Origin of the sequence: Extensimonas vulgaris (assembly GCF_003337425.1) — a bacterium.
GTDB classification, from domain to species: domain Bacteria; phylum Pseudomonadota; class Gammaproteobacteria; order Burkholderiales; family Burkholderiaceae_C; genus Extensimonas; species Extensimonas vulgaris.
Genome location: NZ_QPJU01000016.1, coordinates 1 through 26,317 on the forward strand (window position 1 = coordinate 1; position 26,317 = coordinate 26,317).

Consider the following 26,317-nt stretch of genomic DNA (forward strand, 5'->3'; position numbering starts at 1 on the left):
CAAGAGTTGGGCCAAAGAACAACTCTTGGCAGAGGTGCAAGCGCTGCTGGATGGTTACGGTAAGACATTCCACATCAGTTTCAAGTGATTACTTAATGTTTCTTCATGTCGATCTCCTTATTGAAAATACGGGGGTGAAATTTCGGCAAAGACACCTTGTGGGAGTCATTGCCACAGTGAACATTTGCTTTCGGCTTTGGTCGTCCAAACCTGCTCTGGTGGCAGCTTGGCGAGCAGCTTGAAATAGTCCCACGGCTCCTTGGATTCCGCCGGTGCTTTTACCTGCATCAAATACATGTCGTGGGCGAAACGCCCATCGGGGCGCACGCGGCCCTGACCGTAGAAATCGTTGATCGGCAGGGACTTGATTTTGGCCATCACGGCATCGGCGTCGGTGGTTTTCGCGGCCTGCACGGCCTTCAGGTACGTCATGACCGAAGAATAATCGGCCGCCTGCAGATCGGATGGCATGCGTTTGGTTTTGGCGAAAAATTTGCGCCCGAAAGCGCGTGTCTGTTCGTTCAAATCCCAGTACCAGCTCGTGGTGAACATCAGCCCTTCGGCAGTTTTCAAACCCAGTCCCTGGATATCGGTGATGAAAATCATCATCGCTGCCATTTTCATGGTTTTGTCGATGCCGAATTCCTTGGCGGCCTTGACGGCGTTGATGGTGTCGCCGCCGCCATTGGCCAAGGCCAGGATTTTGGCCTTGGAGTTTTGCGCCTGCAGCAAAAAGGAAGAGAAATCCGAGGCATTGATCGGATGGCGCACGCTGCCGAGTACGCGCCCGCCCTTGGCCTCGATGACCTTGGCGGCGTCCTTTTCCATTGCGGTACCGAAGGCGTAATCGACGGTCAGAAAAAACCAGTCCTTGCCGCCCTGATCGACGATGGCCCCGGCCGTGCCCTTGGCCAACGCCACGGTGTCGTAGGCGTAATGCACGGTGTAAGGATTGCATTGCTCGTTGGTCAACAGCGAAGTGCCCGCACCATTGACCATGTAAACGCGCTTTTTGTCTGCCGCGAGCTTGGCCAGCGCGAGCGCGACGCTCGAATTGGTACCGCCCACGAGCATGGTGAGGTCCTGGTTGTCGATCCAGTCGCGCGCCTTGGACACGGCGACATCGGCTTTTTGCTGATGGTCGGCCGTGAGCAGCTCGATCGGTTTGCCCAGCACCTTGCCACCGAAATCGTCGATTGCCATCTGGATCGCCAGCGCGCCGTTTTTGCCGTCGGCATCGGCGTAGTTGCTGGCCATGTCGGTGATGAAGCCGATTTTGACTTTTTCGTCTGCCGCGGCCCCACCACAAAAACATGCAAGCAAAGAAACTGCCAGACCAGCGCGCTGGAAATGTCCCATTTTGGTCTCCGGGCGTTTTATTGCGAGATTTATTTTGCGATCGGCTTCATTTCCAAAGGGCGCATTTGCTTTCCGCTTTGGTCGTGAAAACCTGCTCCGCGGGCAATTTGGCGACCACCTTGTAATAATCCCAAGGTTCCTTGGATTCGGCGGGCGACTTCACCTGCATCAGGTACATGTCATGCATGAAACGGCCGTCCGCGCGCACGTAGCCTTTGGCATAAAAATCATTGATCGGCATGGATTTGAGTTTGGCCATGACGGCATCCGCCTCCGTGGTTTTGGCGGCTTCCACGGCTTTGAGGTATGTCATGGTGGCAGAGTAATTGGCCGCCTGAATATCGGTGGGCATGCGCTTGGTTTTGGCAAAGAATTTGCGCCCGAAAGCACGTGTCTGGTCGTTGAGATTCCAGTCCCAGCTCGTGGTCAGCAACAAACCTTCGGTGTTCTTGAGGCCCAGCGAATGCACGTCGGACAGGAACACCAGCATGCCAGCCAATTTCATGGTCTTGGTGATGCCGAATTCCTTGGCGGCCTTGATCGCATTGATGGTATCGCCGCCGGCATTCGCGAGCCCCAGAATCTGGGCTTTCGAGTTTTGCGCCTGTAACAGAAACGACGAAAAATCCGAGGCGTTGATCGGATGGCGCACGCTGCCGAGCACGCGCCCACCCTTTTCCTTGATGACTTTGGTCGCGTCCTGCTCCATGGCGCTACCAAAAGCATAGTCTGCGGTCAAGAAGAACCAATCCTTACCGCCTTGGTCGACGACAGCACCGGCGGTTCCCTTGGCCAGAGCCACGGTGTCGTAGGCGTAGTGCACCGTGTAAGGGCTGCATTGCTCGTTGGTCAGCTGCGAAGCGCCGGCGCCGTTGACCATATAGACGCGCTTTTTTTCCTGTGCCACGCGGGCCAGGGCCAAACCCACCGCAGAGTTGCTGCCACCAAACAGCATGGTCAAGTCCTGCGTGTCTATCCACTCGCGCGCCTTGGTCGCGGCGAGGTCGGGCTTGTGCTGGTGGTCCATGGTCAAGAGCTCGACCGGCTTGCCGAGCACTTTGCCGCCGTAATCGTCAATCGCCATCTGGATGGCGAGCGCACCATTTTTGCCATCGACGTCGGCGTAGTTGCTCGACATGTCGGTGATGAAACCGATCTTCACCTTGTCCTGCGCGTGCGCGAGTGGGCCTGCAGCGACGAGGCCTGCGATGCCCAGAAAGGAAACCAGCTTGCGTAGAGGGTGTTTCATGCTTGCGACCTTGGAAGTGAAGTGAAAGAAAGGCGAAAAGCGCGCATGCAAAAGGGCTCAGACACCGAGCAACTCGTTGAGCACCGGCATCTTGACGTCGAGCTCCGCGGCGGCGAATTGCTCGACGATGCGCCCATGCTCCATGACGTAGAAACGGTCGGCCAGCGGCGCGGCAAAGCGGAAGTTCTGCTCCACCATGACCACGGTGTAGCCTTTTTCGCGCAGCGTGGTGATCATGCGCGCGAGCGCCTGCACGATCACGGGCGCGAGGCCCTCGGAGATTTCGTCGAGCAGCAGCAGGCGTGCGCCCGTGCGCAGGATGCGCGCCACTGCGAGCATCTGCTGCTCGCCGCCCGACAAACGCGTGCCCTGGCTGTGGCGGCGCTCAGCGAGGTTGGGAAACATGGCGTAGATTTCTTCGAGCGACATGCCGGGCGTGCCGGTCTTGAGCACGGGCGGCAGCAGCAGGTTTTCTTCACAGGTCAGGCTCGAAAAGATGCCGCGCTCCTCGGGGCAGTAGCCCACGCCCAGATGTGCGATGCGGTAGGTGGGCAGGTGGATGGTTTCGGTGCCGTTGATCTTGATCGAGCCTTTGCGCGCACCGACCAGGCCCATGATGGCGCGCAGCGTGGTCGTGCGCCCGGCGCCGTTGCGCCCGAGCAGCGTCACGACCTCACCGTGCTCCACGCGCATGTCAACGCCGTGCAGCACGTGCGACTCGCCATACCAGGCGTGCAGACCATGAATTTCGAGTGCAGGCGCTGCGGATTTGCCGGCCGTGGCGCGCGCAATGGCGGGTGCGGGAGAGGATACGGTGGCGACCATCTCAGTGCGCTCCTTGCAGTTGGCCGTCGGTCGTGCCCATGTAGGCCTCCATCACCTGCGGATCGTTCGAAACCTCGGCATACGAGCCTTCGGCCAGCACGGCGCCGCGTTGCAGCACGGTGATGCGGTCGGCGATGGTCGAGACCACTTTCATGTTGTGCTCGACCATGAGGATGGTGCGCCCGGCAGACACTTTTTTGATCAGGCGCGTGACGCGATCGACGTCTTCGTGCCCCATGCCTTGCGTGGGCTCGTCGAGCAGCATGAGCTCGGGCTCTGCCGCCAGCGTGGTGGCGATCTCGAGCGCGCGCTTGCGCCCGTAGGGCAAGTTCACGGTGATTTCGTCGGCCAGGTCTTCGAGGCCGACCTCGGCGAGCAATTGCATGACACGGTCATTGAGCTGGTCCAGCGTGCGTTCGCTGCGCCAGAAGTGAAATTCGGTGCCGAGCTTGCGCTGCAGGCCCACGCGCACGTTTTCGAGCACTGTGAGGTGCGGGAACACTGCCGAAATCTGAAACGAGCGGATCACCCCACGCCGCGCGACCTGCGCGGGCTTTTCGGCCGTGATGTCGTGGCCGTTAAAAAAAATGGTGCCCGAGGTTGGCTCGAGAAACTTGGTCAGCAGGTTGAAGCAGGTGGTCTTGCCCGCGCCGTTGGGGCCGATCAGCGCGTGGATGGAGCCCCTGCGCACGGCCAGATCGACCTGGTTGACGGCGGTGAAGCCCTTGAACTCCTTGGTCAGCTTGCGGGTTTCGAGGATGACGTCGCTCATGGCACCTTGGCTACTTCATGGAGGGAAAAATGGCAATGCGCCCCTGGCAGAGGCGAATGGGAGAGGCCGGACAACCGCCGGGAGCGTGCATCCTAACCGCTTTTGCTGCAAAGCCGCATCAGGATAAATGCTGATGTAATTGCACGAACTTGTCACCAGAAAAAATTGCTTTTTTAGCGATTTTGTGCAGGTGCAGCAAGCGCTGATAGCTACCAAAAATGCAGCTTACGGCGCGTCTATGGATGCACTCCAGCGGTCATCCCATTGGCGCAGCTGCTCCATGTCGCGGCGCTGGCGCTTGGTCGGGCGGCCTTCGCTGAGGCTGGCGGCGGGCTCGGGCGCGAGGCGGCGCTGCTCGGCGGCCCGCGCGCGGGCGGCGAGGCTTTGCGCGGTTTCTTCGTAGAGCTGCTGCGCCACCGCGGCCGGGCCACGCTGGTTGCTGAGCGCGCGCACCATGACTTCGCGCACCACCGGCCCCTGGCGCAGCAGCACGGCGTCGCCGGGCCGCACTTCGCGCGCGGGCTTGGCCGGCTGGCCGTTCACGCTGATGCGGCCCTTGTGGATTTCTTCGACGGCCAGGCCGCGCGTCTTGTAAAAGCGCGCGCACCAGAGCCATTTGTCCAGGCGCATGCCTAGCAGCCTGTCGGACTTTGGAATCGTCGGCTGCGAATGCGCCGCAGCGGCCCATTTTTTACCGTCTTCTTGCCCCATAGTCCCGCTATGGGGCTGCGAATCCGGCAAAAACTGGTCTCGCTGGGGCGCCTTCTCGCTTTCGACGCCCAAAGTCCGACAGGCTGCTAGAAGTTCGTGTTTGGACATGCTCAGGGCCGATGGGTGCTGCCAGTGCCGGACGTGCCAGCCGCGCGCTTGGACTGTCCCAGGCGCGACTCCGTCCCCCGCAGCAGGCGCTGGATGTTCTCCTGATGGCGCCAGATCAACAGCAAAACCATGGCGCCTATGGCCGCGGCGATGCGAGCGTCGGCATCCCAGAGCACGCCGTCTAGCAGCAGGTAATACGCTGGCGCGCAGACCGCGGCAACCAGCGCCGCGAGCGAGGAATAGCGCGACACCAAGGCCACGAACACCCAGGTCAGCGCCACCGCCAAGCCAAGCCAGCCGCTCACGCCCAGCAACACGCCAAGCGCCGTGGCCACGCCCTTGCCGCCCTGAAAGCGAAAGAACACCGGCCACAAATGCCCAAGAAACGCCGCGAGCCCCACTAGCGCCAGCGTGCCCTCTTCGAGTCCATAGGGCTTGCCGAACCAGCGCACCAGCACCACGGGCAGCCAGCCCTTGGCGGCGTCGAGCCCCAACGTGACGACGGCGGCGGCCTTGCTGCCCGAGCGCAGCACGTTGGTCGCGCCGGGATTCTTGCTGCCATAGGTGCGCGGATCGCTGAGCCCCATGGCGTGCGAGACGAGCACGGCGAAGGACAACGAGCCCATCAGATAGGCCGCCAGGGTGGCGGAAAGCGGAAGCAAGAGCGAGAGCATGGTGTTCAAGGACATTCCTTCAGAGATGAAAACCGCACGCACAGCATCGCGAATGCGGCACCGACGATGGCCAGCAAGCTGTCTTTTTGGGCATCCCACATATCCCCTTGCGTGCCCAGATAGGCTACGCCGAGTTGTGGCTCCACCAGCATCGCAGCGATGGCTTCTATCACCTCGTAGCCGCAACTGAGGCCCGCAACGGTCACCACCGTCATGCCATAAGACCAGCTGCGCCGCAAGCCGCCGCCGCGCAAAAGCAGCTCACGCAGCGGATAAGCCAGCAGCAGGCCGAAAGCGCAATGCACGATGCGGTCGTAATGGTTGCGCGCGAGCCCGAGCGCGTGCTGAAGCCAGAAACCCAGCGGCACCTCGGCGTAGGTGTAGTGCGCGCCGACCAGATGCAACGACAGAAACACGGTGAACAGGCCGTAGGACAGATTCGAAAAGGCAAACCGGCGGTACGTGAGCGCCAGCAGGCCGCAGGAGGCGAACACCAGCAGATTTTCCAGCAGCCAGTCGCGCGGATAGCGCGGTGCGATCGCGGTGAGCACCCACAGGGTGACCACCCACAGCACCATCCACTGCAGCGGCCTGTTCTCACGAAAAGGCCGCTGCGCCGTTGGACAACGCTTGCCCTTCGAAGCCTGATGGACGGCAGGATGCGCTTTGACCATGCACTCTGACGCTACGACAACTAAACCGGAAATTGGAATCTGCCCCGCATGACCGGCACGTCCTCAGTTCGCGGTATAGCCCCCATCGACCACGAGCTCGGCGCCGTGCACGAAAGAAGACTCGTCCGAGGCGAGAAAGAGCACGGCTTGCGAGACTTCGATGGGCTGCGCGGGGCGCTGCAGCAAGGTGGGGCCGAGCAAGGCCGGGCGTTGTTCGGGGATCGCGAGCAGGTCTTTGGTCATGGGCGTTTCGATCACGCCCGGGTGGATCGAGTTGACGCGGATGTTGAACGGCGCGAGATCGACCGCGCAGGCCTTGGTGAAGAGGCGCACCGCGCCCTTCGAGGCCTCGTAAGCGGCAGCGCTGGGCGCGCCGACCAGACCATAGATCGACGAGATGTTGATGATGTTGCCCTTGCCCGCTTTTTGCATGTGCGGAATCACCGCGCGCGTGCCAAGAAAGACGCCGCGCACGTTGACGGCGAAGATGCGGTCCCACTCGTCGTTGGTGGTGTCCTGCACGGGTTTCATGATCAGGATGCCGGCGTTGTTCACGAGCACGTCGATGCGTCCGGCACGCTCGATGATCTGCGCCACGGCAGCGTTCCAGTCGGCCTCCTGCGTCACGTCGAGCTTGAGGAAGTCGGCCTTGCCGCCCTTCTTGCGTATGCCTTCGACCACTGCCTGGCCTTTTTCCTGGTTCATGTCGGCAGCAAACACCCATGCGCCTTGCTCGGCGAGCAGTTCGCTGTGGGCCTGCCCCATGCCCATGGCCCCGCCGGTGACGAGGACGACTTTGTCTTGCACGCGTTTCATGACACCTCCTGGATTGGTTGGTTCAACCCAGATTGTCCGTTAGGACGCGGGATGGTGGCGAGGCGGCTGGCGTGGCAGTTTGATCGCGGGTGAGAAGTCCATGGCCCGTGTCATGGACGCCGAAGCCGCGGCCAAAATGACCGGCAGGCGTCCGCCAACGCCCGCGTAGGTGCGCAGCACCGCTTAACGGACAATCTGGGTTCAACCCGCTCAAACAAACGTTCGAACGAGCCGAACCATTGTAGGCGCAGCCATGCACCGCACTGGGGTTATGTCTCCGGTGCGGCCAGCAACGCCCGCAACCCCGCCTCGTCGAGCACGGGCACGCCGAGCTCCTGCGCCTTGGTGAGTTTGCTGCCGGGGTCGGCGCCGGCGATGACGTAGTCGGTTTTCTTGCTCACCGAGCCGCTGACCTTGGCGCCTGCGGCTTCGAGCAGGTCTTTGGCTGCTTCGCGGCTCAGCGTGGGCAGGGTGCCGGTCAGCACCACCGTCTTGCCCGCGAGCGGCAGCGCGGCAGGGGCAGACGCCGGCGGCCCCTCGGGCCAGGTGATGCCGCAGGCGCGCAGTTGCGCGATCACCTCGCGGTTGTGCGGCTGGGCGAAAAAGGTGTGGATGCTTTGCGCGACCACGGGGCCGACGTCCGGCACCGCGCACAATTGCTCGACCGAGGCGTTCATGATCGCATCGAGGCTGCCGAAGTGGCGTGCGAGGTCTTTGGCCGTGGCTTCGCCGACATGGCGTATGCCGAGCGCGAACAAAAACCGCGGCAAGCTCGTATGCTTCGACTTTTCTAGCGCATTGAGCAGATTTTGCGCCGACTTTTCGCCCATTCGATCCAGACTTGCAAGGGTGGCCAGGTCGAGCCGGTAAAGATCGGCCACGGTTTGCACGATGCCGCCATCGACGAGCTGATCGACGAGCTTTTCGCCCAGGCCCTCGATGTCCATGGCGCGGCGCTGGGCAAAGTGCAGCAGCGCTTGCTTGCGCTGCGCGGGGCAGAACAGGCCGCCGGTGCAACGGTAATCGACCTCGCCTTTTTCGCGCACCACGGCGCTGCCGCACACGGGGCACTGGCGTGGCATGCGGAAGTTGGGCACGTAGCGGGGCCGTGCCTGTGCCGATACCTGTTGCGGCACGACGCCCACGACCTCGGGGATCACATCGCCCGCGCGGCGCACGATGACCTGGTCGCCCACGCGCACTTTTTTGCGGCGCAGCTCGAACAGGTTGTGCAGTGTGGCGTTGGTGACCATGACGCCGCCCACGAGCACGGGCGTGAGCCGCGCCACGGGGGTGAGTTTGCCCGTGCGCCCGACCTGCACGTCTATGCCTTCGACGCGCGTGACCACCTCTTGCGGCGGGTATTTGTGCGCCACGGCCCAGCGCGGCTCGCGCGTGACGAAGCCCAGGCGGCGTTGCCAATCGAGCCGGTTGACCTTGTAGACCACGCCGTCGATGTCGTAGGGCAGTTGGTCGCGCAGGGCGCCCATGGCGGCATGGTAAGCTACCAATTCAGAAGCACCATGCGCAAGTTTGACGTGCTCTGAGACCGGAAAACCCCATTTTTTGAGGGTTTGCAGCAGCGCGTAGTGGGTGCCGAAATCGGGCCCGCCTTCCTCGGGCGGCGTGAGCGCACCCGTGCCGTAGGCAAAAAAGCGCAGCGGGCGCTGCGCAGCGATGCGCGCGTCGAGCTGGCGCACGGCGCCGGCGGCGGCGTTGCGCGGGTTCATGAAGGTCTTGCCGCCGCGCGCGCGCTGGCGCTCGTTGAGGGCCTCGAAGTCGGCGCGCGCCATATAGACCTCGCCGCGCACTTCGAGCAGCGGCGGCACGTCCGCGGGCAGCAATAGCGGTATCTGGCGAATCGTGCGAATGGTGTGCGTGACGTTTTCGCCGACCTCGCCGTCGCCGCGCGTGGCTGCGAGCACGAGACGGCCTTGCTCGTAGCGCAGGTTCATGGCCAGCCCGTCGAACTTGGGTTCGGCCACGTACTCCACGGGCGGATCGGCGTCGCCAAGGCCCAGTTCGCGGCGCACGCGCGCATCGAAGGCCAGCGCGGCGCCGGGGCCGGTGTCGGTTTCGGTGCGTATGCTGAGCATGGGTACGCTGTGGCGCACCGGCTCCAGCCCCTGCTTGACTTCGCCGAGCACGCGCTGGGTGGGCGAGTCGGGTGTGACGAGGTCGGGGAATTCGGCCTCCAGCGCCTGCAGCTGCTGGAACGCACGGTCGTATTCGGCATCGGGCACTTCGGGCGCGTCGTGCACGTAATACAGCCGCGCCCAGCGCTCCAGGCGCTCGCGCAGTTCTTTGATTTTGATAGCTGCTTGCGCTTTTCTGTCCTGGGCTGAGGCCGAAAAAGATGCTTTATTTTCTGGCATGGCGCGCTGCCTCCGGCTCAGCTGAACAGGCGCCGTGCGAGCGCCGAGCCCGCCGCCAGGTCGCGCGCGGCGAGCTGCGCGTAGAGCGCCTCGAGGTCGGCAGCGATGGCATCGAGCGCCATGGCCGGCAGCGGGTTCCCTTCCTGGTCGCACAGCACGCCGTCCATGGCTTCGCACAGCGCCATGGCCACTTCGCGCAGGCGCGCAAAGGGCTGCTCGGCCGGCGCCACCTGGGGCACGTCCAGGCTCAGCGTGAGCTCCCAGAGGGCGGACTGGTCCAAATCCTCGGCCTGCGCGGCCTGCATGTCGAAGCCCAAAGTCAAGAGCGGCGGCAGGCCGGGCCCCGCAGGCAACAGCATGCGCCCCGGCATCGCGCTGGGCACGAAGCCCAGGCGCGCGGCGTTTTGCTCCACGTAGCCGGGGCTCCAGGCCGTGCTGCGCGCGCGCAGCGCGAACGCAAGCTGCGCGTCGTGCTCGCCCGCGAACTGGTCGAGCTCGCGGGCGCGTGCGACCTCGTGGCGCATGTCGGGAAAGTCGGGCATCGCATGGATCGCGTCGGCAAAAGCCTGCGTCTTGGCAACGAACTCCGAAAACTCGATTTCGTTGAGTGCGCCGAGCCGGTTGGCAAGCTGCACGCCGGCCTGAAAGCGCTGGTAGCGCTGCCCCGGCGCGGGCCGCTCCCAATGGCCGGTGGCGGCGTTCAGGCCCTCGATGGCAAAAGGCTTGCTACCGGCGCGGCGCGTGGGCGGCAGGGCGGCCAGCGCGGCTTCGCCCGTGACTTCGTGCTCGGGCTGCAGAGGGGCGATGGCGTCTATCAGCGCGTCGAGCACGAAGCGGCTTTCTGCCACCAGCCCCGGGGGAATGGGCGCAGGCACCGGGCGCACGGGCTCGGCCAGCGCATCGCGCGCGTCGACGGTGTGGCTGGCCGGGTGGGGGCCATGTTCGAGGCCGGCGGGCGCGAGCGCCGCGTCAAAAACGGGCTCCAGGCGCAGGCCGGGCTCCTCTGGCAGCGCGGCGCCCTGCCCTGCCCTGCCTTGTACCCCGACAGCCGCCGGCTCGGGCGCAGCGGCAGCGGTGTGCGTATCCTTGTGCGCATCGCCTGGCGTTTGCGCGCGCCGCGGGGCGTTGCGCCGCAGCGTCCAGGCGTTGTAGGCGACGAGCACGGCCAGCACCAGGCCGCCGATGATCGCGAGGCTCCATTGCAATGTGCTCATGGGTGCAAAAAATGGGTTTGGTTCAGGACGCGTCGGCCAGCGACAGGGCCGACTCCATATCGACCGCCACGATACGCGAGACGCCCTGCTCCTGCATCGTCACGCCCACCAATTGCTCGGCCATTTCCATGGCGATCTTGTTGTGGCTGATGAACAGGAACTGCGTGTCGCGGCTCATGCGGGTCACGAGTTTGGCATAGCGCTCGGTGTTCGCGTCGTCGAGCGGCGCATCGACCTCGTCGAGCAGGCAAAACGGCGCGGGGTTGAGCTGAAAGATCGCAAACACGAGCGCGATCGCCGTGAGCGCCTTTTCGCCGCCAGAGAGCAGGTGGATGGTCTGGTTTTTCTTGCCCGGCGGCTGCGCCATCACCTGCACGCCGGCGTTGAGGATCTCATCGCCCGTCATGATGAGCCGCGCCTGCCCGCCGCCGAAAAGCTCGGGGAACATGCGGCCGAAGTGCGTGTTTACGGCGTCGAAGGTTCCCAAGAGCAGCTCGCGTGTTTCGGCGTCAATGGTGCGAATTGCGTCTTCGAGCGTCTGCATGGCCGCGTTCAGGTCGGCCGTCTGCGCATCCAAAAACTGCTTGCGCTCGCGCGCGGCGGCGAGCTCTTCGAGCGCGGCCAGATTCACGGGCCCGAGCGCCGCGATCTCGCGCTGCAGGCGCTCGATTTCGGGCTGCAGGCCCGCAAGGCGCACCGGGCCTTCGGCGACGGAGCGCGCGAGCGCGTCCAGGTCGGCCTGCGCGTCGGCAAGCAAGCCGGCGTATTGCTCCAGCCCCAGGCGCGCGGCCTGCTCCTTGAGCTGCAGCTCGGTGATGCGCGCGCGCAACGGATCGAGCGCGCGTTCGAGCTGCATGCGGCGTTCGTCGTGCGCGCGCAGGCGCTGCGTGAGTTCGTCGTAGGCGCTGCGCGCCGCCGCCAGCGCCTGCTCGCGCGCGCTTTTTTGTTCGAGCGCCTGCTGCAGTCCACCCTGCGCCGCCGCGTCGGACAGGCGCGCGAGCTCGTCGTTGGCACGCTGCAGCTCCGCGTGCTGCGCGCGCAGCTGCTGTTGTGCAGTGTCGTAGGCGCGCGCGAGCTCGGCGCGGCGTGCCTCCAGGCTGCGCTGCGCAAAGTCCGCCTCCTGCGCCTGGCGCTCCAGGCCGCGCTGCTGCTCGCGCGCCGCATTCCAGCGCAGCTCGGCTGCGCGCACGCGCTCGGCCTGCTGCGCCTCGAGCTCCTGGCTGTCGGCCAGCTGCAGGTCGAGCTCCTCGAAGCGCGCCTCGGCCGTGGCCTGGCGCTCCTGCAGTTCGGCGCCTTGCGCTTCGAGCTCGGCGCGGTCGGCGGCGATCTGCGCGCTGCGCGTGCGGCTTTGCTCGGCCTGCTGCGTGCGCTGCACGAGCTGCACCTGCAGCGCGTGCGCCTGCTTTTGCGCCTCGGCTGCGGCGCGGCGCGCGGCCGCGAGCTGCTGCTGCGCTTGCGCGTACGCAGCCTCGGCGCGTGCGAGCGCGCTGCGTGCCTGTTCGCCCATGATGGCTTGGGCGCGTAGTTCTTTTTCGAGGTGTTCGATCTCCTGCGCGCGCGCGAGCAGGCCGGCCTGCTCGGAGTCGGGCGCGTAAAAGTCCACGCTGTGCGCGCTCACGGCGTGGCCGCTGGGCAGGTAGATGCGCTCGCCGGGCGCAAGCTGCTCGCGTTGTGAGAGCGCCTCGGCCAACGTGTGCGCGGTGTAGCAGCCATGCAGCCAGTCGGCCAGCACGGCCTGCAGCCCGGGGTCGTGCAGCCGCAGCAGGTCGGACAGGCGCGCGCGTGTGGCCGCTGTGGCCGGCTTGGGCGCGAGCGGCGGGCTGAAAAACACCAGGCGCGCGGGCGGGCCTTCGCCCCCATCCGTCTTGCCCGTCCCGGCAAAAAAGCCATGCACGCGGTCGAGCTGGCCGACTTCGAGCGCGCCCAGGCGCTCGCGCAGCGCGGCCTCGAGCGCGCTTTCCCAACCGCTCGCAATGTGCAGGCGCTGCCACAGCGCAGGCAGGCCGTCGAGCCCGTGGCGCGTGAGCCAGGGGCGCAGCTTGCCGCCGCTTTGCACCTTTTCCTGCACCGCCTGCAGCGCGGCGAGGCGCGCGGCGAGCGTGGCCTGGTGCGCGGCCTCGGCCTGCACGGCCTGCTGCTGCGCCTGCCGCTCGGCATCGCGCTGGGGCACGCTGTCCTGCAACTCGGCCAGGCGCGCCTCGGCCTGCGCTGCGGCTTCTTGCGCCGCCTCGTGTTCGGCGCGCAGGGCCTGCAACTGCGCTTCGTCGGGCGGCGTGAGCTGGCGCTGCTCGCCGTGCAGGCGCTCCAGGCGCAAGTCGAGCTGGCGGCTTTGTTCGCCCAGGCTGCGCTGCTCGGCCGCGAGCAGTTGCAATTGCTGCTGCAGCTGCAGCACGGCGCGGTGCTGCTCGGCCGCGCGCGCCTGCGCCGCGCGCCAGGCTTCTTCGAGCGCGGGCAATTGCTCGGCCTGCTCGGCCAGCTGCGCTTCGAGCACTGCAGCCTGCTCCTGTGCAGCTTCGAGGCGCGCGGCGAGGTCTTCGCCCTCTTGCGCGGCTTCTTGCGCGCGTTGCTCCCACTGCGCGATCTGCTCCTGCAGCGTTTCCAGGCGCTGGGCCACGCGCGTGCGCCCTTCGACCACGTAGCGAATTTCGGCCTCGAGCCGCCCCACTTCGGCCGAGGACTCGTAAAGCTGCCCTTGCGCCTGGTTCAAGGCCTCGCCCGCAGCGTAGTGCGACTGGCGCAGCGCTTCGAGCGCGGCTTCGACCTGGCGCAATTCGGCCGTGCGCGCCTCGAGCTCGTTCACGGCCTGCAGCCCTTCGGCACGCACGCGCTCCTGCTCGGCGGCGGCCTCGGCGCGCTTCAAAAACCATTGCTGCTGCTGGCGCAGCGTGGCAGCGGCCTGCAGCGCTTTGTAGCGCTGCGCGACTTCGGCCTGGGCCTCGAGCCGTTCGAGCTGGCCGCCCAGCTCGCGCACGATGTCTTCCACGCGCACCAGGTTGTCGCGCGTGTCGGCCAGGCGGTTTTCGGTTTCGCGCCGGCGCTCCTTGTATTTGGACACGCCCGCAGCTTCTTCGAGAAAAAGGCGCAGCTCCTCGGGGCGAGACTCGATGATGCGGCTGATGGTGCCCTGGCCGATGATGGCGTAGGCGCGCGGCCCCAGGCCCGTGCCCAGAAACACGTCCTGCACGTCGCGCCGGCGCACGGGCTGGTTGTTCAGAAAGTAGCTGCTGCCGCCCTCGCGCGTGAGCACGCGGCGCACGGCAATCTCGGCATACTGGCTCCAGGGGCCGCCCGCGCGGTGGTCGGCATTGTCGAACACCAGCTCCACGCTCGCGCGGCTCGCGGGCTTGCGCGTGGTGGTGCCGTTGAAGATCACGTCCTGCATGGACTCGCCGCGCAGCTCGCTGGCCTTGCTCTCGCCGAGCACCCAGCGCACCGCGTCCATGATGTTGGACTTGCCGCAGCCATTCGGCCCCACCACACCCACGCGCTGGCCCGGCAGCGCGAACTGCGTAGGTTCGGCAAAAGACTTGAAACCGGAGAGTTTGATCGAGGTGAGGCGCATGGGTCAGTGCACTGCGGCCGACACGTACACGGCTCGGGCAGGGCAAGAAAGGCGCGCATGATACCTGCTTGGAATTTCAGGCATCAAATAAGCCTCTAGCCCTTGCAGGATAAGCGTTAACAGCTATCAAATCGAGAAATCCGTACCACGCTCGGATCCCTAGGAGCCTGTCGGACTTTGGACGTCGAAAGCGAGAATGCGCCCCAGCGAGGCCAGTTTTTGCCGGATTCGCCGCCCCATAGCGGGACTATGGGGCAAGAAGACGGTAAAAAATGGGCCGCTGCGGCGCTTTCGCAGCCGACGATTCCAAAGTCCGACAGGCTCCTAGTGCGCCTGCGCCCGCACGGTGTGCTCGAAGTCCTGCTCGGGCATGGGACGGCCCAGCAGGTAGCCCTGCCAGCTGTGACATTGGTGGCGCTCCAGAAAGGCGCGCTGCGCCTCGGTCTCCACCCCTTCGGCCATCACGCTCAGACCCAGGCTCGCGCCCAGGGCCACGATGGTGCGCGCGATCGCGGCGTCGTTCGGGTCGGTGAGCACGTCGCGCACGAAGCTCTGGTCGATCTTGAGCTGGTCGAACGGCAGGCGCTTGAGGTAGGCAAGCGACGAATACCCCGTGCCGAAGTCGTCGAGCGCAAAGCCCACGCCGTAGCGCTTGAGCTCGCCCATCTTGGCAATGGTGGCTTCGGTGTCTTCGAGTAGCAGCCCCTCCGTCAACTCGAGCTTGAGACGGCGCGGGTCGGTGCCGTGGCTTGCGAGGGCCGCCAGCACCTGCGCCACGAAGTCGCTTTGCCGGAACTGGCGCGGGCTCACGTTCACGGCCAGGGTGAGCTGCGCCAGCGCCGGCTCCTGCGCCCAAAGTGCAAGCTGCGCGCAGGCCTGCTGCAGCACCCAGGTGCCCAGCGGCACGATCAAGCCCGACTGCTCGGCCAGCGGGATGAACTGCGCGGGCGAGACAAAACCATCGTGCGGATGCAGCCAGCGCAGCAGCGCCTCGGCCCCGACGATGCGCTCGCGCTCCCACTGCGGCTGGTAATAAAGCACGAACTGGCCCTGGGCCAAAGCCGTGCGCATATCGGCCTCGAGCGCGGCACGGGCCGTGACCGAGGCTTGCATGGCCGGCTCATAAAAGCAGAGCGTGTCACGCCCGGCTGCCTTGGCCTGGTACATGGCAAGGTCGGCGCGTTTGAGCAACTCATTGACGGTTTCTGCGGCATCCTGCCCGCTGAACAGCGTGACGCCCATGCTGATGGAGCTGTGGTGCACCTCGCCGTCGAGGTCGAAAGGCTGGCGCAGCGCGGCAAGGATTTTTTCGCCCACCGCGCCGCTGCGCAGCGCCGCCTCATGGGCTGTGTCGCCCAGGTCTGCAAGCAGCACGGCGAACTCGTCGCCCCCCAGACGCGCCACGGTGTCGTCGCCGGGCACGACCTCGCGCAGCCGCTGCGCGACCTGGCGCAGCAGCGCGTCGCCTTTTTCGTGTCCCTGGGTTTCGTTGAGCGTCTTGAAGTCGTCGATGTCGAGCAACAGCAGCGCGCCCAAGGCCCCATGACGGGAAGCCGTCACGAGCGCCTGCTGCAGCCGGTCGCGCAACAGGCGGCGATTGGGCAGCTGCGTGAGCAGGTCGTAAAAAGCCAGGTTGTGGATTTCTTCTGCGGCGGCCTTGCGCTCGCTGAGGTCGCGCATGGATACCACCATGCGCTCTCCGAGCGGCACCCCCGTGACTTCGACCGGGCGCTGACGGCCGTCCTTGCAATGGATCAGGTACTCGGCTGCGGGAATGGTGCCGTCGCTCAGCATGGCGGTGTGTGAGAGTTCAGCCCACAGCTCCTGGTAATGGGCGCGCAGCCCCAAGTCAGGGTAGGCGTGCTCCCACCAGGCGGCTAGCGTGGGCACCTCTTGCTCGGTGTAACCGCTGATGCGCACGAACTCCTCGTTGCGGTAGCTCAGGCGCCCGTCGGCCTCCAGCAAACACACGCCCACGGGCAGGCGCTGCAGCACCATGCGCAAGCGACTTTCGTTCTCGCGCAGAGCTTGCTCCATCTGCTTGCGCTGCGTGATGTCCTGCACCACGGCCACGTGGTAGTCGGGCGTGGCGCCGTGCTCCCACAACGCCGCAACGCTCAAATCCACCCAGATTTGGCGCCCGTCTTTGTGGAAATAGCGCTTTTCCAGACGGTATTCGCTGATTTCGCCGGCGTGCAGACGCCGCATCTGCGCCAAGTCCTGCACCAGATCGTCAGGGTGGCTGATGTGCGTAAAGTCGAGTTGCAACAGCTCTTGCATCGGGTAACCGACGATGTCGCAAAAGCGCTGGTTCACGCGCTCGAAACGGCCCGTGTGGGTTTCCGAGAGACTGATGCCCACGGCGGCGTGGTCGAACAGCCGCAGGAAACGCCGCTCCGTCGTGCGCAGGGCAGCTTCGGATTCGCGCACCTGCAGATGCTGGCGCCACAGCAAAACGATCAGCAAGGCCAAGGCCAGCGAAAGCCCGGCCACGAAGCCGCTACCCAACGAATAGCCGAAAGCGCCCCCCGCCAACGCCACGAGCAGTCCGGGCAACAAGCCAGGCCCATAGCGCTTCAAAAGAGCGCTAAAACCGCTGGAGTGGCGCTGACCAGAAACCGCCTTAGAAGATGAATCCATAAGCCTTGAAAGCCATGCAATTCACAGCAAAAAAGACAAAAAACCGGAGCATGGCGCAAAAAACAAGCCCCGGCCGAGCACGGTGCCGGGGCTCCATGGACGCACGCAATGCGCGGCGCCCGAGAATCACATGTTGTCTATCATGACCTGCCCGAAACCCGAGCAGCTGACCTGCGTTGCGCCTTCCATGAGGCGCGCGAAGTCGTAGGTCACCTTCTTGCTCAGGATGGCCTTCTTCATCGAAGCAACGATGACGTCCGCCGCCTCGACCCAGCCCATGTGGCGCAGCATCATCTCGGCCGAGAGGATTTCCGAGCCGGGGTTCACGTAGTCCTTGCCCGCGTACTTGGGCGCGGTGCCGTGCGTGGCTTCGAACATCGCGACCGAATCCGACAAATTGGCACCGGGGGCGATACCAATGCCGCCCACCTGCGCGGCGAGCGCGTCGGAAATGTAGTCGCCGTTGAGGTTCAGCGTCGCGATCACCGAATATTCAGCCGGGCGCAGCAGGATTTGCTGCAAAAAGGCGTCGGCGATGCTGTCCTTGATGGTGATTTCCTTGCCCGTCTTGGGGTTCTTGAACTTCATCCACGGGCCGCCGTCGATCGGCTCGGCGCCGAACTCACGCGCTGCGAGCGCATAGGCCCAGTCACGGAATGCGCCTTCGGTGAACTTCATGATGTTGCCCTTGTGCACGATGGTCACGCTGGGCTTGTCGTTGTCGATCGCGTACTGCACGGCCTTGCGCATCAGGCGCTCCGTGCCCTCGCGCGAGACGGGCTTCACACCTATGCCCGAAGTCGCCGGGAAGCGGATTTTCTTGACGCCAAAATCCTCTTGCAGAATTTTGATGAGCTTCTTGGCCTTTTCGGACTCGGCCTCGAACTCGATGCCGGCGTAGATGTCCTCGGAGTTCTCGCGGAAGATCACCATGTTGGTCTTGTGCGGCTCTTTCACGGGCGAGGGCACGCCGTCGAAATACTGGATCGGACGCAGACACACGTACAAGTCGAGCTCCTGGCGCAGCGCGACGTTGAGCGAGCGGATGCCGCCGCCCACCGGCGTGGTCAGCGGGCCTTTGATGGAGACGACGTAGTCGCGCACGGCGTGCAGGGTTTCTTCGGGCAGCCACACGTCGGGGCCATAGACCTTGGTGGATTTTTCGCCGGCATAGACCTCCATCCACTGGATCTTGCGCTTGCCGCCATAGGCCTTGGCCACTGCAGCATCGACCACCTTGATCATCACGGGCGTGATGTCCACCCCCGTGCCGTCGCCCTCGATGAATGGAATGATGGGCTGGTCCGGCACATTGAGCGACATGTCGGCGTTGACGGTGATTTTTTGGCCCTGGGCGGGCACTTTGATGTGCTGGTAGCTGGTCATGGACGGGGTCTCCGTGAAGGTGCTGAACTGAAAAAGACGAGGGGATACCCTCTGGCTCGGGCATTCTACCGACAAAAATTTTTCCGTCAGAGCCTGTCAACGCCCTCGAAACTGCTATCGTTATGTCTGAGACTGTGCAGCTTTTCGCACGGTTTCATCCCTCGTAATTTTTCCTTTCAATCCAGGATTTGGCATATATGAAAAAACTCCTCGCCCCCCTGATGGCTGCCGTGTTTGCTGCGGGCGCTTTCGCCCAGGCTCCGGCGGCTGCACCCGCACCGGCCGCCCCTGCTGCCGCTCCTGCCTCTGATGCTGCGGCTCCTGCCAAGAAGGCCACCCACAAGAAGGCCAAAAAGCACGCCAAAAAGTCTGCTGCCAAGGCATCCTGATCGGGCTTGGCCGAGCACTGGCAACATGCCGGTGCTTGGCAAATACCGCAAAATCGCCCCTCGCGGGCGATTTTTTTCGTCCATTTTTTCCTTGCCTCATGGAGCAACTTCGATGCTCACCCCTGCCGTTTTTGCCGCCCTTCTGCGGCGCCTGGTGTGCGCCGTTCTCTCCCTCGGACTGGCCAGCGCTGCGCTCGCGCAGGCGCCGCAGCTCGATTTGCCGCACGTCGAACTCACGGCCGGGATGTACCGCATCGACGCTCAGGTGGCGTACACCCCCGAGCAGCGCGAGATCGGCCTGATGTGGCGCAAGCAGATGCCCATGCAAGAGGGCATGCTGTTCGTGTTCGAGCAGCCCGCGCAGCAGTGCTTCTGGATGAAAAACACGCTGCTGCCGCTGACGGCGGCTTTCGTGCGCGACGACGGCACCATCGTCAACCTGGCTGACATGCAGCCGCAAACCACGAACTCGCACTGCTCGGCCGAGCCCGTGCGCTACGTGCTAGAGATGAACCAGGGCTGGTTCGCGCGCCACGGCATCAAGCCGGGCTTCAAGCTCGGCGGGGCGCCGTTCGCGCGACACTGATGCCCGGCACCCCCCAACAAAAAACGGCCCGCAGGCCGTTTTTTTGTGCTGTGCGCGCAAAACTCAGGCGAAATTTGCTTCGGCAAACTGCCAGTTGACGAGCTTGTCGAAGAAGGTTTCGACGAACTTCTGGCGCAGGTTGCGGTAGTCGATGTAATAGGCGTGCTCCCACACATCGACTGTGAGCAAGGCCTTGTCGGGCGTGGTCAGCGGTGTGCCTGCGTTGCCCGTGTTGACGATATCGACGCTGCCGTCGGGTTTTTTGACGAGCCAGGTCCAGCCCGAGCCGAAATTGCCCACGGCCGACTTCACGAAAGCCTCTTTGAACGCTGCATACGAGCCGAACTTGGCGTTGATGGCCGCCGCGAGCGCACCCGTGGGCTCGCCGCCGCCCTGCGGCTTCATGCAGTTCCAGAAAAAGCTGTGGTTCCAGACCTGCGCAGCGTTGTTGAAAATGCCGCCGCTCGACTTCTTGATGATGTCTTCGAGCGCCATGTTCTCGAACTCGGTGCCTTTTTGCAGGTTGTTCAGGTTGACCACGTAGGCGTTGTGGTGCTTGCCGTGGTGGTATTCGAGCGTTTCCTGGCTGTAATAAGGGGCGAGCGAGTCGATCGGGAAAGGCAGAGGAGGCAGTTTGTGTTCCATGGTCGTTTTCCTTTCATTAGAGGGGATGGGCCCGGAACGTCCGGGTTCATATGAACTGGCGAGCTGCGATTGTAGGAAGGAATCGGCCATCAGTGCGGCGCTGCGACCAAAAGCTCCAGCGTGCCGTCGGCCAGGCGTGCGCGCACCGCGTCGCCGGGGTGCGCGGCGTGGGCGCTCGTGAGCACGTGGCCGTCGGCGTCGCTCAGCAGCGCATAGCCGCGCTGCAGCACCTGCTGAGGATCCAGCAGCTGCAGGCGCAGCGCGAGGCGCGCGAGGCGTTCTTGCTCGCGTGCGAGGCGCTGCCGTGTTTTTTGCATGAAATCGGCCTCCAGCACTTGACTAGTGTGCGCAAGATGCTGCAAATGAAGGAGCATCGCATGGCGCAGCCGCTGCGCCTGCTGCGCAAGCCGCAGCTGCGCACGCACGGCGAAGGCCGAAGGCCGCCCCAGGCGCGCCGCTGCCTGGTCGAGCCGCTGCCAGCGCGCATCGAGCTGGCGCTGTACGGCGTCGGCCAGGCGCTGCTGCAGCAGATCGAGCGCGCCCAGCCAGAGCGAACGCGGCTGCGCCACGAGCTCGGCCGCAGCCGTGGGCGTGGGCGCGCGCAGGTCGGCGCAGAAGTCGGCGATCGTGAAGTCGGTCTCGTGCCCCACGCCGCTGACCACGGGCACCGGGCTTTGCACGATGGTGCGCGCGAGCTGCTCGTCGTTGAAGGCCCAGAGGTCTTCGATGGAGCCGCCGCCGCGCACGAGCAGGATCACGTCGATGGGCGGCGCGCCCGGCGGTATATTTAGAGCCAAATCGGCCTCTTGTCGGCTTGCAGCCTGCGCAAGCAGATACAACTTTGAGAGCGCAGCGATGATCGACGCCGGTGCCCCCGCGCCCTGCACGAGTGCAGGCACAAGCACCACGGGAATGTGCGGCACGCGCCGGCGCAGCGCGCTCACCACGTCGTGCAGCGCCGCCGCGCCCAGCGAAGTCACCACGCCTATGCCGCGCGGCAGCAGCGGCAGCGGACGCTTGCGCGCGGCATCGAACAGGCCCTCCGCTTCGAGCTTGGCCTTGAGGCGCAAAAACTGCTCGAACAGCGCGCCCTGCCCGGCGCGCTGCATGCTCTCGACGATGAGCTGGAGGTCGCCGCGCGCCTCGTACACGCCCAGGCGCCCGCGCAGCTCGACCAGTTCGCCGTCACGCGGCGCGAAGTCGAGCAGGCTCGCGGCGCGGCGAAACATCGCGCAACGCAGCTGGCCTTGCGAATCCTTGATGGCAAAGTAGCAATGTCCACTCGCGGCGCGCGCAAAACCCGTGATCTCGCCACGCACCGCGACGGGGTTGAAGCGCGCCTCGAGCGCGTCAGCCACGGCGCGGCACAGCGCCCCAACCTCCCAGACCTGCACGGCGCCAGTCGCCGCGAAAGGCCCGCTCATGCCGCACCCCGGCCATGGCTGCACACTGGCGTGCCGGGCCCAGAACATGCACTACTCCACAGCGCAGCGCGCTCGGCAGCTGCGAATTGCAGAGCAGCCCAACCCCCTCGGAGAGCACGAAAATACGTGCAACCCATTGATTTATAAGTATTTTTTGCTGCGTAAATTTTCATCATTGTGACCGACGCACGGCCTGGCGCGGGTTTTGGGGCACTCTGCAGGGGTTTACCCACAAAGTTATCCACAGAAATTGTGGGCGGCCCGCGGCGCGGGTGGCCCATCGCTGGTGGGCAGGAATGCGCCGGGCCGTGCGTTTTTCGTGGGCCATAATCGCCGCCTGCCCGATTGCCCGTGGAGAGAGAATTGCTGTCGATCATACAAGCCGCAGGCTGGCCCATCTGGCCGCTCATCATCTGCTCGATCCTCGCGCTGGCGCTGATCGTGGAGCGTTTCGCCGCCCTCAAAACATCGCGTGTCGCGCCCCCCACCTTGCTCGATGAGGCCATCGCCGTCTCGTCCCGCGGTCTGCCCGCTCCTGCCGTGGTGAACCAGCTCGCGCACAACTCGGCGCTCGGCGAGGTGCTCGCGAGCGGCTTGCGCGTGCTCTTGAGCAACCCGCGCGCAGACGAGGCCGAGTTGCGCGCCGCTATGGAAGGCGCGGGCCGCGCCGTGGCGCACCGGCTCGAAAAATACCTGAACGCGCTCGCCACCATCGCCTCGGCCGCGCCGCTGCTGGGGCTGCTCGGCACGGTGATCGGCATGATCGAGATTTTCGGCGCGCAAGCAGGCTCGGGCGCTGCGGGTGGCGGCATGGGTTCGAGCAACCCGGTGCTGCTCGCACACGGCATTTCGACGGCGCTCTACAACACGGCCTTCGGACTCATCGTGGCCATTCCGTCGCTGATTTTCTGGCGTTATTTCCGCGGCCGCGTCGATGCCTACCTGCTGCAGATGGAGCTTGCGTCCGAGCAGTTCCTGCGCCATCTGCTGCGCCGCAACGCGCACTGACAAGCCCTGCGAGCTGCCGGCCATGAACTTCCGCCCCCGCCCCAAGGACGAGCCCGAGATCAACCTGATCCCGTTCATCGACGTGCTGCTGGTGATCCTGATCTTCTTGATGCTCACCACCACCTACAGCAAGTTCACCGAACTGCAGCTGACCCTGCCCGTGGCCGACGCCGAGCAGCAGCGCGAGCATCCGCGCGAGATCATCGTCGCCGTGGCCGCCGATGGGCGCTATGCCGTGAACCAGACGGCCGTGGACGGCAAGAGCGTGGACGCAGTCGCCGCAGCACTCGCGCAGGCGGCAAATGCACAGACTGCGGGCGCGGGGCGCGACAGCGTGCTCGTGATCAGCGCCGACGCCACCGCGCCGCACCAGGCCGTGATCAGCGTGATGGAAGCCGCGCGGCGCGTGGGGCTGTCGCAGATCACCTTTGCCACGCAGCCCTCGGCCGCGGCGCGCTGAGCGCTCCACCTGCGCCCGTTGTTGGGCGCTCCTTTGCTCCCCCTCGCATGCCAGGCCCCCCCTCCTCCCAAAGCTCCGCGCTTGCCGCACGCCTGCGCCGCATCTGGTTGCGGCGCGGCTGGGCGGCCTGGGCCTTGTGGCCGCTGTCGCTGCTCTACGGCGCGCTCGTGCGGCTGCGCCGGGCGCTGTACGAGAGTGGCGTGCTCGCCTCGGCGCATCCCGGCTGCCCCGTGATCGTCGTGGGCAACGTGATCGCCGGCGGCGCGGGCAAAACCCCCGCGGTCATGGCCCTGCTCGCGCATTTGCAGGCCCAGGGCTGGCGCCCCGGCGTGGTCGCACGCGGCTATGGACGCAGCGCTGACCGTGGCAGCGGCGACTGCCGCGCCGTCACGCCCGCAAGCAGCGCGGCCGAGGTCGGCGACGAGCCGCTGCTGCTCGCACGCCGCTGCGGCGTGCCGGTGTTCGTGGCGCGCCGGCGTGTCGAGGCGGCGCGTGCGCTGCGCGCCCAGCATCCCGAGGTCAACCTGATCGTCTGCGACGACGGCCTGCAGCACCTGGCGCTGGCGCGCGACCTGGAAATTTGCGTCTTCAACGAAGAAGGCGTGGGCAACGGCTTTTTGCTGCCCGCCGGCCCCTTGCGCGAGCCCTGGCCGCGCCCGGTCGATGCGGTGCTGTTCGTGGGCACACCGCCGCCCGCAATCGCACCCGGCACTGCGCCCGCCTTTGCGCTGCAACGCCGTCTCGCGCGCTGCGCGCTGCGCGCCGACGGCAGCACGGTGCCGCTGGCGAGCCTGCGCGGCCAGGCCCTGCATGCCGTCGCCGCGATTGCCCGCCCGGAACGCTTTTTTGCCATGCTGCGCGCCCAGGGCCTGACGCTCGCACGCGCCGAGGCCCTGCCAGATCACTACGATTACGAGAGCTGGCAGCGCACACCAGACAATGGCTACACCTTGATTTGCACCGAAAAAGACGCGGTCAAACTCTGGCCCCGCTACCCCGAGGCTTTGGCTGTGCCGCTCGAGCTCGACCTGCCGCCCGCGTTTTTCGCGCTGCTCGACGCGCGCCTTGCGCCGTCGCCGCGGGTGCGGGAAGGGGCACAATCCGCGCCACAGAGCCCACCTCCATCGCATCCATGACTTCCACCACAGCCCCCTCGCCCCCACCCGCCAGCCCCATGGACTCCAGACTGCTCGAACTGCTGGTCTGCCCCGTCACGAAAGGCCCGCTGCGCTATGACCGCGAACGCCAGGAGCTCATTTCGCACAGCGCACGCCTGGCCTACCCTGTGCGCGACGGCATCCCCGTGCTGCTCGAAACCGAAGCGCGCACACTCAGCGACGAGGAGCTGCAGCGGTGAGCGCGGCTACATCTCCATCCACCCCGCCTGCGCCACCCTTCACCGTACTGATCCCGGCACGCCTTGCGTCCAGCCGTCTGCCAGGCAAGCCGCTGGCCGACATCGCGGGCCTGCCCATGGTGGTGCGCGTGGCGCGGCGCGCCGCGCAAAGCGCCGCCACGCGCGTGGTCGTCGCGGCCGACGACGCGGCCATCGTGCAGGTTTGCGCCGCGCACGGCGTCGAGGCTGTGCACACGCACCCCGCGCACCCGAGCGGCAGCGACCGCCTGGCCGAAGCCTGCACCTTGCTCGGGCTGGACGGCGAACACATCGTCGTCAACGTGCAAGGCGATGAGCCGCTGATCCCGCCCGCGCTCATAGACGCCGTGGCCGCGCTGCTGGCCGCGCGGCCCGAGGCCAGCATGGGCACGGCCGCGCATGCGCTCACCAGCCTGGATGACTACCTGAGCCCGCACGTGGTCAAGGTGGTGCTCGATGCGCGCGGCCTCGCGCACTACTTCAGCCGCGCCCCGATCCCCTACGCGCGCGACCATGCGGGCACGGCCTGGTGGCAGGCCACTTCCAGCGCTACGGCCGATGCCGATGCTGCAGCGCATGCACTGCCCGCGGGCTTTGCGCCCTTGCGCCACATCGGCATCTACAGCTACCGCGCGGGCTTTTTGCGCCAATTTCCGACGCTCGCACCGGCGCCGACCGAGCAGGTGGAGGCGCTCGAGCAGCTGCGCGCGCTGTGGCACGGCCACCGCATCGCCGTGCACCTCAGCGCCGACGCGCCCGCCGCGGGGGTGGACACTCCCGCCGACCTCGCACGGGTGCGCGCCTTGCTTGGCTGAACGCGGCGTTTGGCGCGCCGTGGGGCGCAGAAACAGCAGCCCCAGTTCCATCAGACGGCCCCCGCGCCATCATCCCGCGTCCTCATGGACAATCGGGGTTCCATCGAGCAAGCCGAGCAAATACTGCCCGTAGCCGTTCTTGCGCAGCGGCGCCGCGAGCGCCTGCAGTTGCTCGGCGTCTATCCAGCGTTGCAAGAACGCAATCTCCTCGGGGCAGGCAACCATCTGGCCCTGGCGTTTTTGCAGCGTGGCGATGAAACTCGCGGCGTCGAGCAGGCTGTCGTGCGTGCCAGTGTCCAGCCAGGCATAGCCGCGGCCCATGATTTCTACGCTCAGCTGCCCTTGTTGCAGATACAGCCGGTTGAGGTCGGTGATTTCGAGCTCTCCGCGCGCCGAGGGTTTCAGGCCCTTGGCCAGCTCAACCACTTGCGCGTCGTAGAAGTAGAGCCCGGTGACGGCGTAGTGGGACTTGGGCTGCGGGGGCTTTTCTTCCAAAGACAGCACCCGGCCTTGGGCGTCGAACTCGGCCACGCCGTAACGTTCGGGGTCTTGCACGTGGTAGGCAAAAACGGTGGCCCCCGCGGTGCGTGCATTCGCACTTTGCAGCAGCTTGACGAGGTCATGGCCGTAGAAGATGTTGTCGCCGAGCACCAGCGCCGATGGATTTTGGCCGATGAAGGCTTCACCGATCAGAAACGCCTGCGCGAGCCCGTCGGGGCTGGGTTGCACGGCGTAGTGCAACTGCATGCCCCACTGGCTGCCGTCGCCCAGCAGTTCGGCAAAGCGCGGCGTGTCGTGCGGGGTGCTGATGATGAGCACCTCGCGGATGCCCGCGAGCATGAGCGTGCTCAGCGGGTAGTAGATCATGGGCTTGTCGTACACGGGCATGAACTGCTTGGAGACGGCCTGTGTGACGGGGTACAGGCGCGTGCCGGAGCCGCCGGCGAGGATGATGCCTTTGCGCGGGCTCATGCGGGCTCCTTGGTGGTGCTGGCGTCAGTGTCGGCGTACTGCAGGTCGATCCACTGGCGGTAGGCGCCGCTGGTCACGCCGCGCACCCAGTCCTGGTGGGCCAGGTACCACTGCACGGTTTTGCGTATGCCGCTTTCGAAGGTTTCGGCGGGCTTCCAGCCGAGTTCGCGTTCGAGCTTGCTGGCGTCTATGGCATAGCGGCGATCGTGGCCGGGGCGGTCTTGCACGAAGGTGATTTGCTGCGCGTAAGACTGGCCGTCGGCGCGCGGCGCAAGCTC

At 65.5% G+C, this 26,317-nt stretch carries 23 protein-coding genes; 6 read left to right on the plus strand and 17 right to left on the minus strand.

Annotation, left to right across the window (positions count from 1 at the left end):
* Positions 1 to 165 precede the first annotated feature (165 nt).
* The 13 genes from DFR45_RS13700 to icd form a co-directional block, all read right to left on the minus strand.
* The gene (locus DFR45_RS13700) at positions 166 to 1,359 is read right to left on the minus strand and encodes an ABC transporter substrate-binding protein (RefSeq protein ID WP_114484312.1); all 1,194 of its coding nucleotides are present in this window, start codon (positions 1,357 to 1,359) and stop codon (positions 166 to 168) included.
* Between the two features lie 46 nt (positions 1,360 to 1,405).
* Positions 1,406 to 2,608, minus strand: coding sequence for an ABC transporter substrate-binding protein (locus tag DFR45_RS13705; RefSeq protein WP_114484313.1), 1,203 nt, complete (start codon positions 2,606 to 2,608; stop codon positions 1,406 to 1,408).
* Between the two features lie 57 nt (positions 2,609 to 2,665).
* Positions 2,666 to 3,433: an ABC transporter ATP-binding protein gene (locus DFR45_RS13710; RefSeq protein ID WP_114484314.1), complete on the minus strand. Its 768-nt coding sequence runs from the start codon at positions 3,431 to 3,433 to the stop codon at positions 2,666 to 2,668.
* Between the two features lies 1 nt (position 3,434).
* Positions 3,435 to 4,205, minus strand: a complete 771-nt coding sequence (locus DFR45_RS13715; protein ID WP_114484315.1) for an ABC transporter ATP-binding protein — start codon at positions 4,203 to 4,205, stop codon at positions 3,435 to 3,437.
* 225 nt (positions 4,206 to 4,430) lie between these two features.
* Positions 4,431 to 4,835, minus strand: a complete 405-nt coding sequence (locus DFR45_RS13720) for an RNA-binding S4 domain-containing protein (protein WP_114484332.1) — start codon at positions 4,833 to 4,835, stop codon at positions 4,431 to 4,433.
* 191 nt (positions 4,836 to 5,026) lie between these two features.
* Positions 5,027 to 5,698 (minus strand): glycerol-3-phosphate 1-O-acyltransferase PlsY, encoded by a 672-nt coding sequence (gene plsY, locus DFR45_RS13725; protein WP_114484333.1) that lies wholly within the window; start codon positions 5,696 to 5,698, stop codon positions 5,027 to 5,029.
* Between the two features lie 5 nt (positions 5,699 to 5,703).
* Positions 5,704 to 6,372, minus strand: a complete 669-nt coding sequence (locus tag DFR45_RS13730; RefSeq protein ID WP_199755318.1) for a DUF2238 domain-containing protein — start codon at positions 6,370 to 6,372, stop codon at positions 5,704 to 5,706.
* Positions 6,373 to 6,435: 63 nt separating this feature from the next.
* Positions 6,436 to 7,188: a glucose 1-dehydrogenase gene (locus DFR45_RS13735; protein ID WP_114484317.1), complete on the minus strand. Its 753-nt coding sequence runs from the start codon at positions 7,186 to 7,188 to the stop codon at positions 6,436 to 6,438.
* Between the two features lie 269 nt (positions 7,189 to 7,457).
* A complete protein-coding gene (gene ligA / locus DFR45_RS13740) occupies positions 7,458 to 9,563 on the minus strand; it encodes an NAD-dependent DNA ligase LigA (RefSeq protein WP_114484318.1) in 2,106 nt (701 codons plus the stop codon).
* Between the two features lie 17 nt (positions 9,564 to 9,580).
* Positions 9,581 to 10,777 (minus strand): cell division protein FtsZ, encoded by a 1,197-nt coding sequence (locus tag DFR45_RS13745; protein ID WP_114484319.1) that lies wholly within the window; start codon positions 10,775 to 10,777, stop codon positions 9,581 to 9,583.
* Between the two features lie 22 nt (positions 10,778 to 10,799).
* Positions 10,800 to 14,339 (minus strand): chromosome segregation protein SMC, encoded by a 3,540-nt coding sequence (gene smc, locus DFR45_RS13750; protein ID WP_114484320.1) that lies wholly within the window; start codon positions 14,337 to 14,339, stop codon positions 10,800 to 10,802.
* Positions 14,340 to 14,663: 324 nt separating this feature from the next.
* Positions 14,664 to 16,898 carry a putative bifunctional diguanylate cyclase/phosphodiesterase gene (locus DFR45_RS13755; protein ID WP_338324298.1) on the minus strand — a complete coding sequence of 745 codons (2,235 nt, stop codon included), beginning with the start codon at positions 16,896 to 16,898 and terminating at the stop codon, positions 14,664 to 14,666.
* 207 nt (positions 16,899 to 17,105) lie between these two features.
* On the minus strand, positions 17,106 to 18,365 hold the full coding sequence (icd, locus tag DFR45_RS13760) for an NADP-dependent isocitrate dehydrogenase (protein WP_114484322.1): 1,260 nt from the start codon (positions 18,363 to 18,365) through the stop codon (positions 17,106 to 17,108).
* Positions 18,366 to 18,866: 501 nt separating this feature from the next.
* Here icd and DFR45_RS13770 point away from each other — a divergent pair.
* Positions 18,867 to 19,340 (plus strand): DUF192 domain-containing protein, encoded by a 474-nt coding sequence (locus DFR45_RS13770; RefSeq protein WP_114484324.1) that lies wholly within the window; start codon positions 18,867 to 18,869, stop codon positions 19,338 to 19,340.
* 63 nt (positions 19,341 to 19,403) lie between these two features.
* On the opposite strand, the gene DFR45_RS13775 is transcribed toward DFR45_RS13770, so the two are convergent.
* Together DFR45_RS13775 and xseA are read right to left on the minus strand one after the other, a co-directional pair.
* Positions 19,404 to 19,985 (minus strand): superoxide dismutase, encoded by a 582-nt coding sequence (locus DFR45_RS13775; protein WP_114484325.1) that lies wholly within the window; start codon positions 19,983 to 19,985, stop codon positions 19,404 to 19,406.
* Between the two features lie 89 nt (positions 19,986 to 20,074).
* Complete coding sequence (xseA, locus tag DFR45_RS13780) at positions 20,075 to 21,409, minus strand: exodeoxyribonuclease VII large subunit (protein ID WP_114484326.1); 1,335 nt, start codon at positions 21,407 to 21,409, stop codon at positions 20,075 to 20,077.
* A gap of 363 nt (positions 21,410 to 21,772) precedes the next feature.
* Here xseA and DFR45_RS13785 point away from each other — a divergent pair, with 363 nt between their 5' ends.
* Genes DFR45_RS13785 through kdsB form a run of 5 tightly spaced genes read left to right on the plus strand, consistent with a single transcriptional unit; the run spans position 21,773 to position 25,067 of the window.
* Positions 21,773 to 22,417 carry a MotA/TolQ/ExbB proton channel family protein gene (locus DFR45_RS13785; protein ID WP_114484334.1) on the plus strand — a complete coding sequence of 215 codons (645 nt, stop codon included), beginning with the start codon at positions 21,773 to 21,775 and terminating at the stop codon, positions 22,415 to 22,417.
* 22 nt (positions 22,418 to 22,439) lie between these two features.
* Positions 22,440 to 22,877 carry an ExbD/TolR family protein gene (locus DFR45_RS13790; RefSeq protein ID WP_114484327.1) on the plus strand — a complete coding sequence of 146 codons (438 nt, stop codon included), beginning with the start codon at positions 22,440 to 22,442 and terminating at the stop codon, positions 22,875 to 22,877.
* A 47-nt stretch (positions 22,878 to 22,924) separates the two neighbouring features.
* On the plus strand, positions 22,925 to 24,013 hold the full coding sequence (gene lpxK, locus DFR45_RS13795; RefSeq protein WP_114484328.1) for a tetraacyldisaccharide 4'-kinase: 1,089 nt from the start codon (positions 22,925 to 22,927) through the stop codon (positions 24,011 to 24,013).
* Between the two features lie 38 nt (positions 24,014 to 24,051).
* Positions 24,052 to 24,234, plus strand: coding sequence for a Trm112 family protein (locus DFR45_RS13800; RefSeq protein ID WP_114484329.1), 183 nt, complete (start codon positions 24,052 to 24,054; stop codon positions 24,232 to 24,234).
* Positions 24,231 to 25,067, plus strand: coding sequence for a 3-deoxy-manno-octulosonate cytidylyltransferase (gene kdsB, locus DFR45_RS13805; protein ID WP_114484330.1), 837 nt, complete (start codon positions 24,231 to 24,233; stop codon positions 25,065 to 25,067). The genes DFR45_RS13800 and kdsB overlap by 4 nt, the downstream gene beginning before the upstream one ends.
* 69 nt (positions 25,068 to 25,136) lie before the next feature.
* Here the strand turns inward: kdsB and rfbA are convergent, their stop codons facing one another.
* Positions 25,137 to 26,039 carry a glucose-1-phosphate thymidylyltransferase RfbA gene (gene rfbA, locus DFR45_RS13810; protein WP_114484331.1) on the minus strand — a complete coding sequence of 301 codons (903 nt, stop codon included), beginning with the start codon at positions 26,037 to 26,039 and terminating at the stop codon, positions 25,137 to 25,139.
* On the minus strand, positions 26,036 to 26,317 hold a 282-nt coding region (locus DFR45_RS13815; protein WP_211306512.1), incomplete at its 5' end, for a GDP-mannose 4,6-dehydratase. The genes DFR45_RS13815 and rfbA, both read right to left, overlap by 4 nt.

What these genes read in the sequence shown, in the direction of transcription:
- DFR45_RS13700 (WP_114484312.1), bottom strand. Translation starts at nt 1,359, where the DNA reads ATGGGACATTTCCAGCGCGCTGGTCTGGCAGTTTCTTTGCTTGCATGT.
- DFR45_RS13705 (WP_114484313.1), bottom strand. Translation starts at nt 2,608, where the DNA reads ATGAAACACCCTCTACGCAAGCTGGTTTCCTTTCTGGGCATCGCAGGC.
- DFR45_RS13710 (WP_114484314.1), bottom strand. Translation starts at nt 3,433, where the DNA reads ATGGTCGCCACCGTATCCTCTCCCGCACCCGCCATTGCGCGCGCCACG.
- DFR45_RS13715 (WP_114484315.1), bottom strand. Translation starts at nt 4,205, where the DNA reads ATGAGCGACGTCATCCTCGAAACCCGCAAGCTGACCAAGGAGTTCAAG.
- DFR45_RS13720 (WP_114484332.1), bottom strand. Translation starts at nt 4,835, where the DNA reads ATGCGCCTGGACAAATGGCTCTGGTGCGCGCGCTTTTACAAGACGCGC.
- plsY (WP_114484333.1), bottom strand. Translation starts at nt 5,698, where the DNA reads ATGCTCTCGCTCTTGCTTCCGCTTTCCGCCACCCTGGCGGCCTATCTG.
- DFR45_RS13730 (WP_199755318.1), bottom strand. Translation starts at nt 6,372, where the DNA reads ATGGTCAAAGCGCATCCTGCCGTCCATCAGGCTTCGAAGGGCAAGCGT.
- DFR45_RS13735 (WP_114484317.1), bottom strand. Translation starts at nt 7,188, where the DNA reads ATGAAACGCGTGCAAGACAAAGTCGTCCTCGTCACCGGCGGGGCCATG.
- ligA (WP_114484318.1), bottom strand. Translation starts at nt 9,563, where the DNA reads ATGCCAGAAAATAAAGCATCTTTTTCGGCCTCAGCCCAGGACAGAAAA.
- DFR45_RS13745 (WP_114484319.1), bottom strand. Translation starts at nt 10,777, where the DNA reads ATGAGCACATTGCAATGGAGCCTCGCGATCATCGGCGGCCTGGTGCTG.
- smc (WP_114484320.1), bottom strand. Translation starts at nt 14,339, where the DNA reads ATGCGCCTCACCTCGATCAAACTCTCCGGTTTCAAGTCTTTTGCCGAA.
- icd (WP_114484322.1), bottom strand. Translation starts at nt 18,365, where the DNA reads ATGACCAGCTACCAGCACATCAAAGTGCCCGCCCAGGGCCAAAAAATC.
- DFR45_RS13770 (WP_114484324.1), top strand. Translation starts at nt 18,867, where the DNA reads ATGCTCACCCCTGCCGTTTTTGCCGCCCTTCTGCGGCGCCTGGTGTGC.
- DFR45_RS13775 (WP_114484325.1), bottom strand. Translation starts at nt 19,985, where the DNA reads ATGGAACACAAACTGCCTCCTCTGCCTTTCCCGATCGACTCGCTCGCC.
- xseA (WP_114484326.1), bottom strand. Translation starts at nt 21,409, where the DNA reads ATGAGCGGGCCTTTCGCGGCGACTGGCGCCGTGCAGGTCTGGGAGGTT.
- DFR45_RS13790 (WP_114484327.1), top strand. Translation starts at nt 22,440, where the DNA reads ATGAACTTCCGCCCCCGCCCCAAGGACGAGCCCGAGATCAACCTGATC.
- lpxK (WP_114484328.1), top strand. Translation starts at nt 22,925, where the DNA reads ATGCCAGGCCCCCCCTCCTCCCAAAGCTCCGCGCTTGCCGCACGCCTG.
- DFR45_RS13800 (WP_114484329.1), top strand. Translation starts at nt 24,052, where the DNA reads ATGGACTCCAGACTGCTCGAACTGCTGGTCTGCCCCGTCACGAAAGGC.
- rfbA (WP_114484331.1), bottom strand. Translation starts at nt 26,039, where the DNA reads ATGAGCCCGCGCAAAGGCATCATCCTCGCCGGCGGCTCCGGCACGCGC.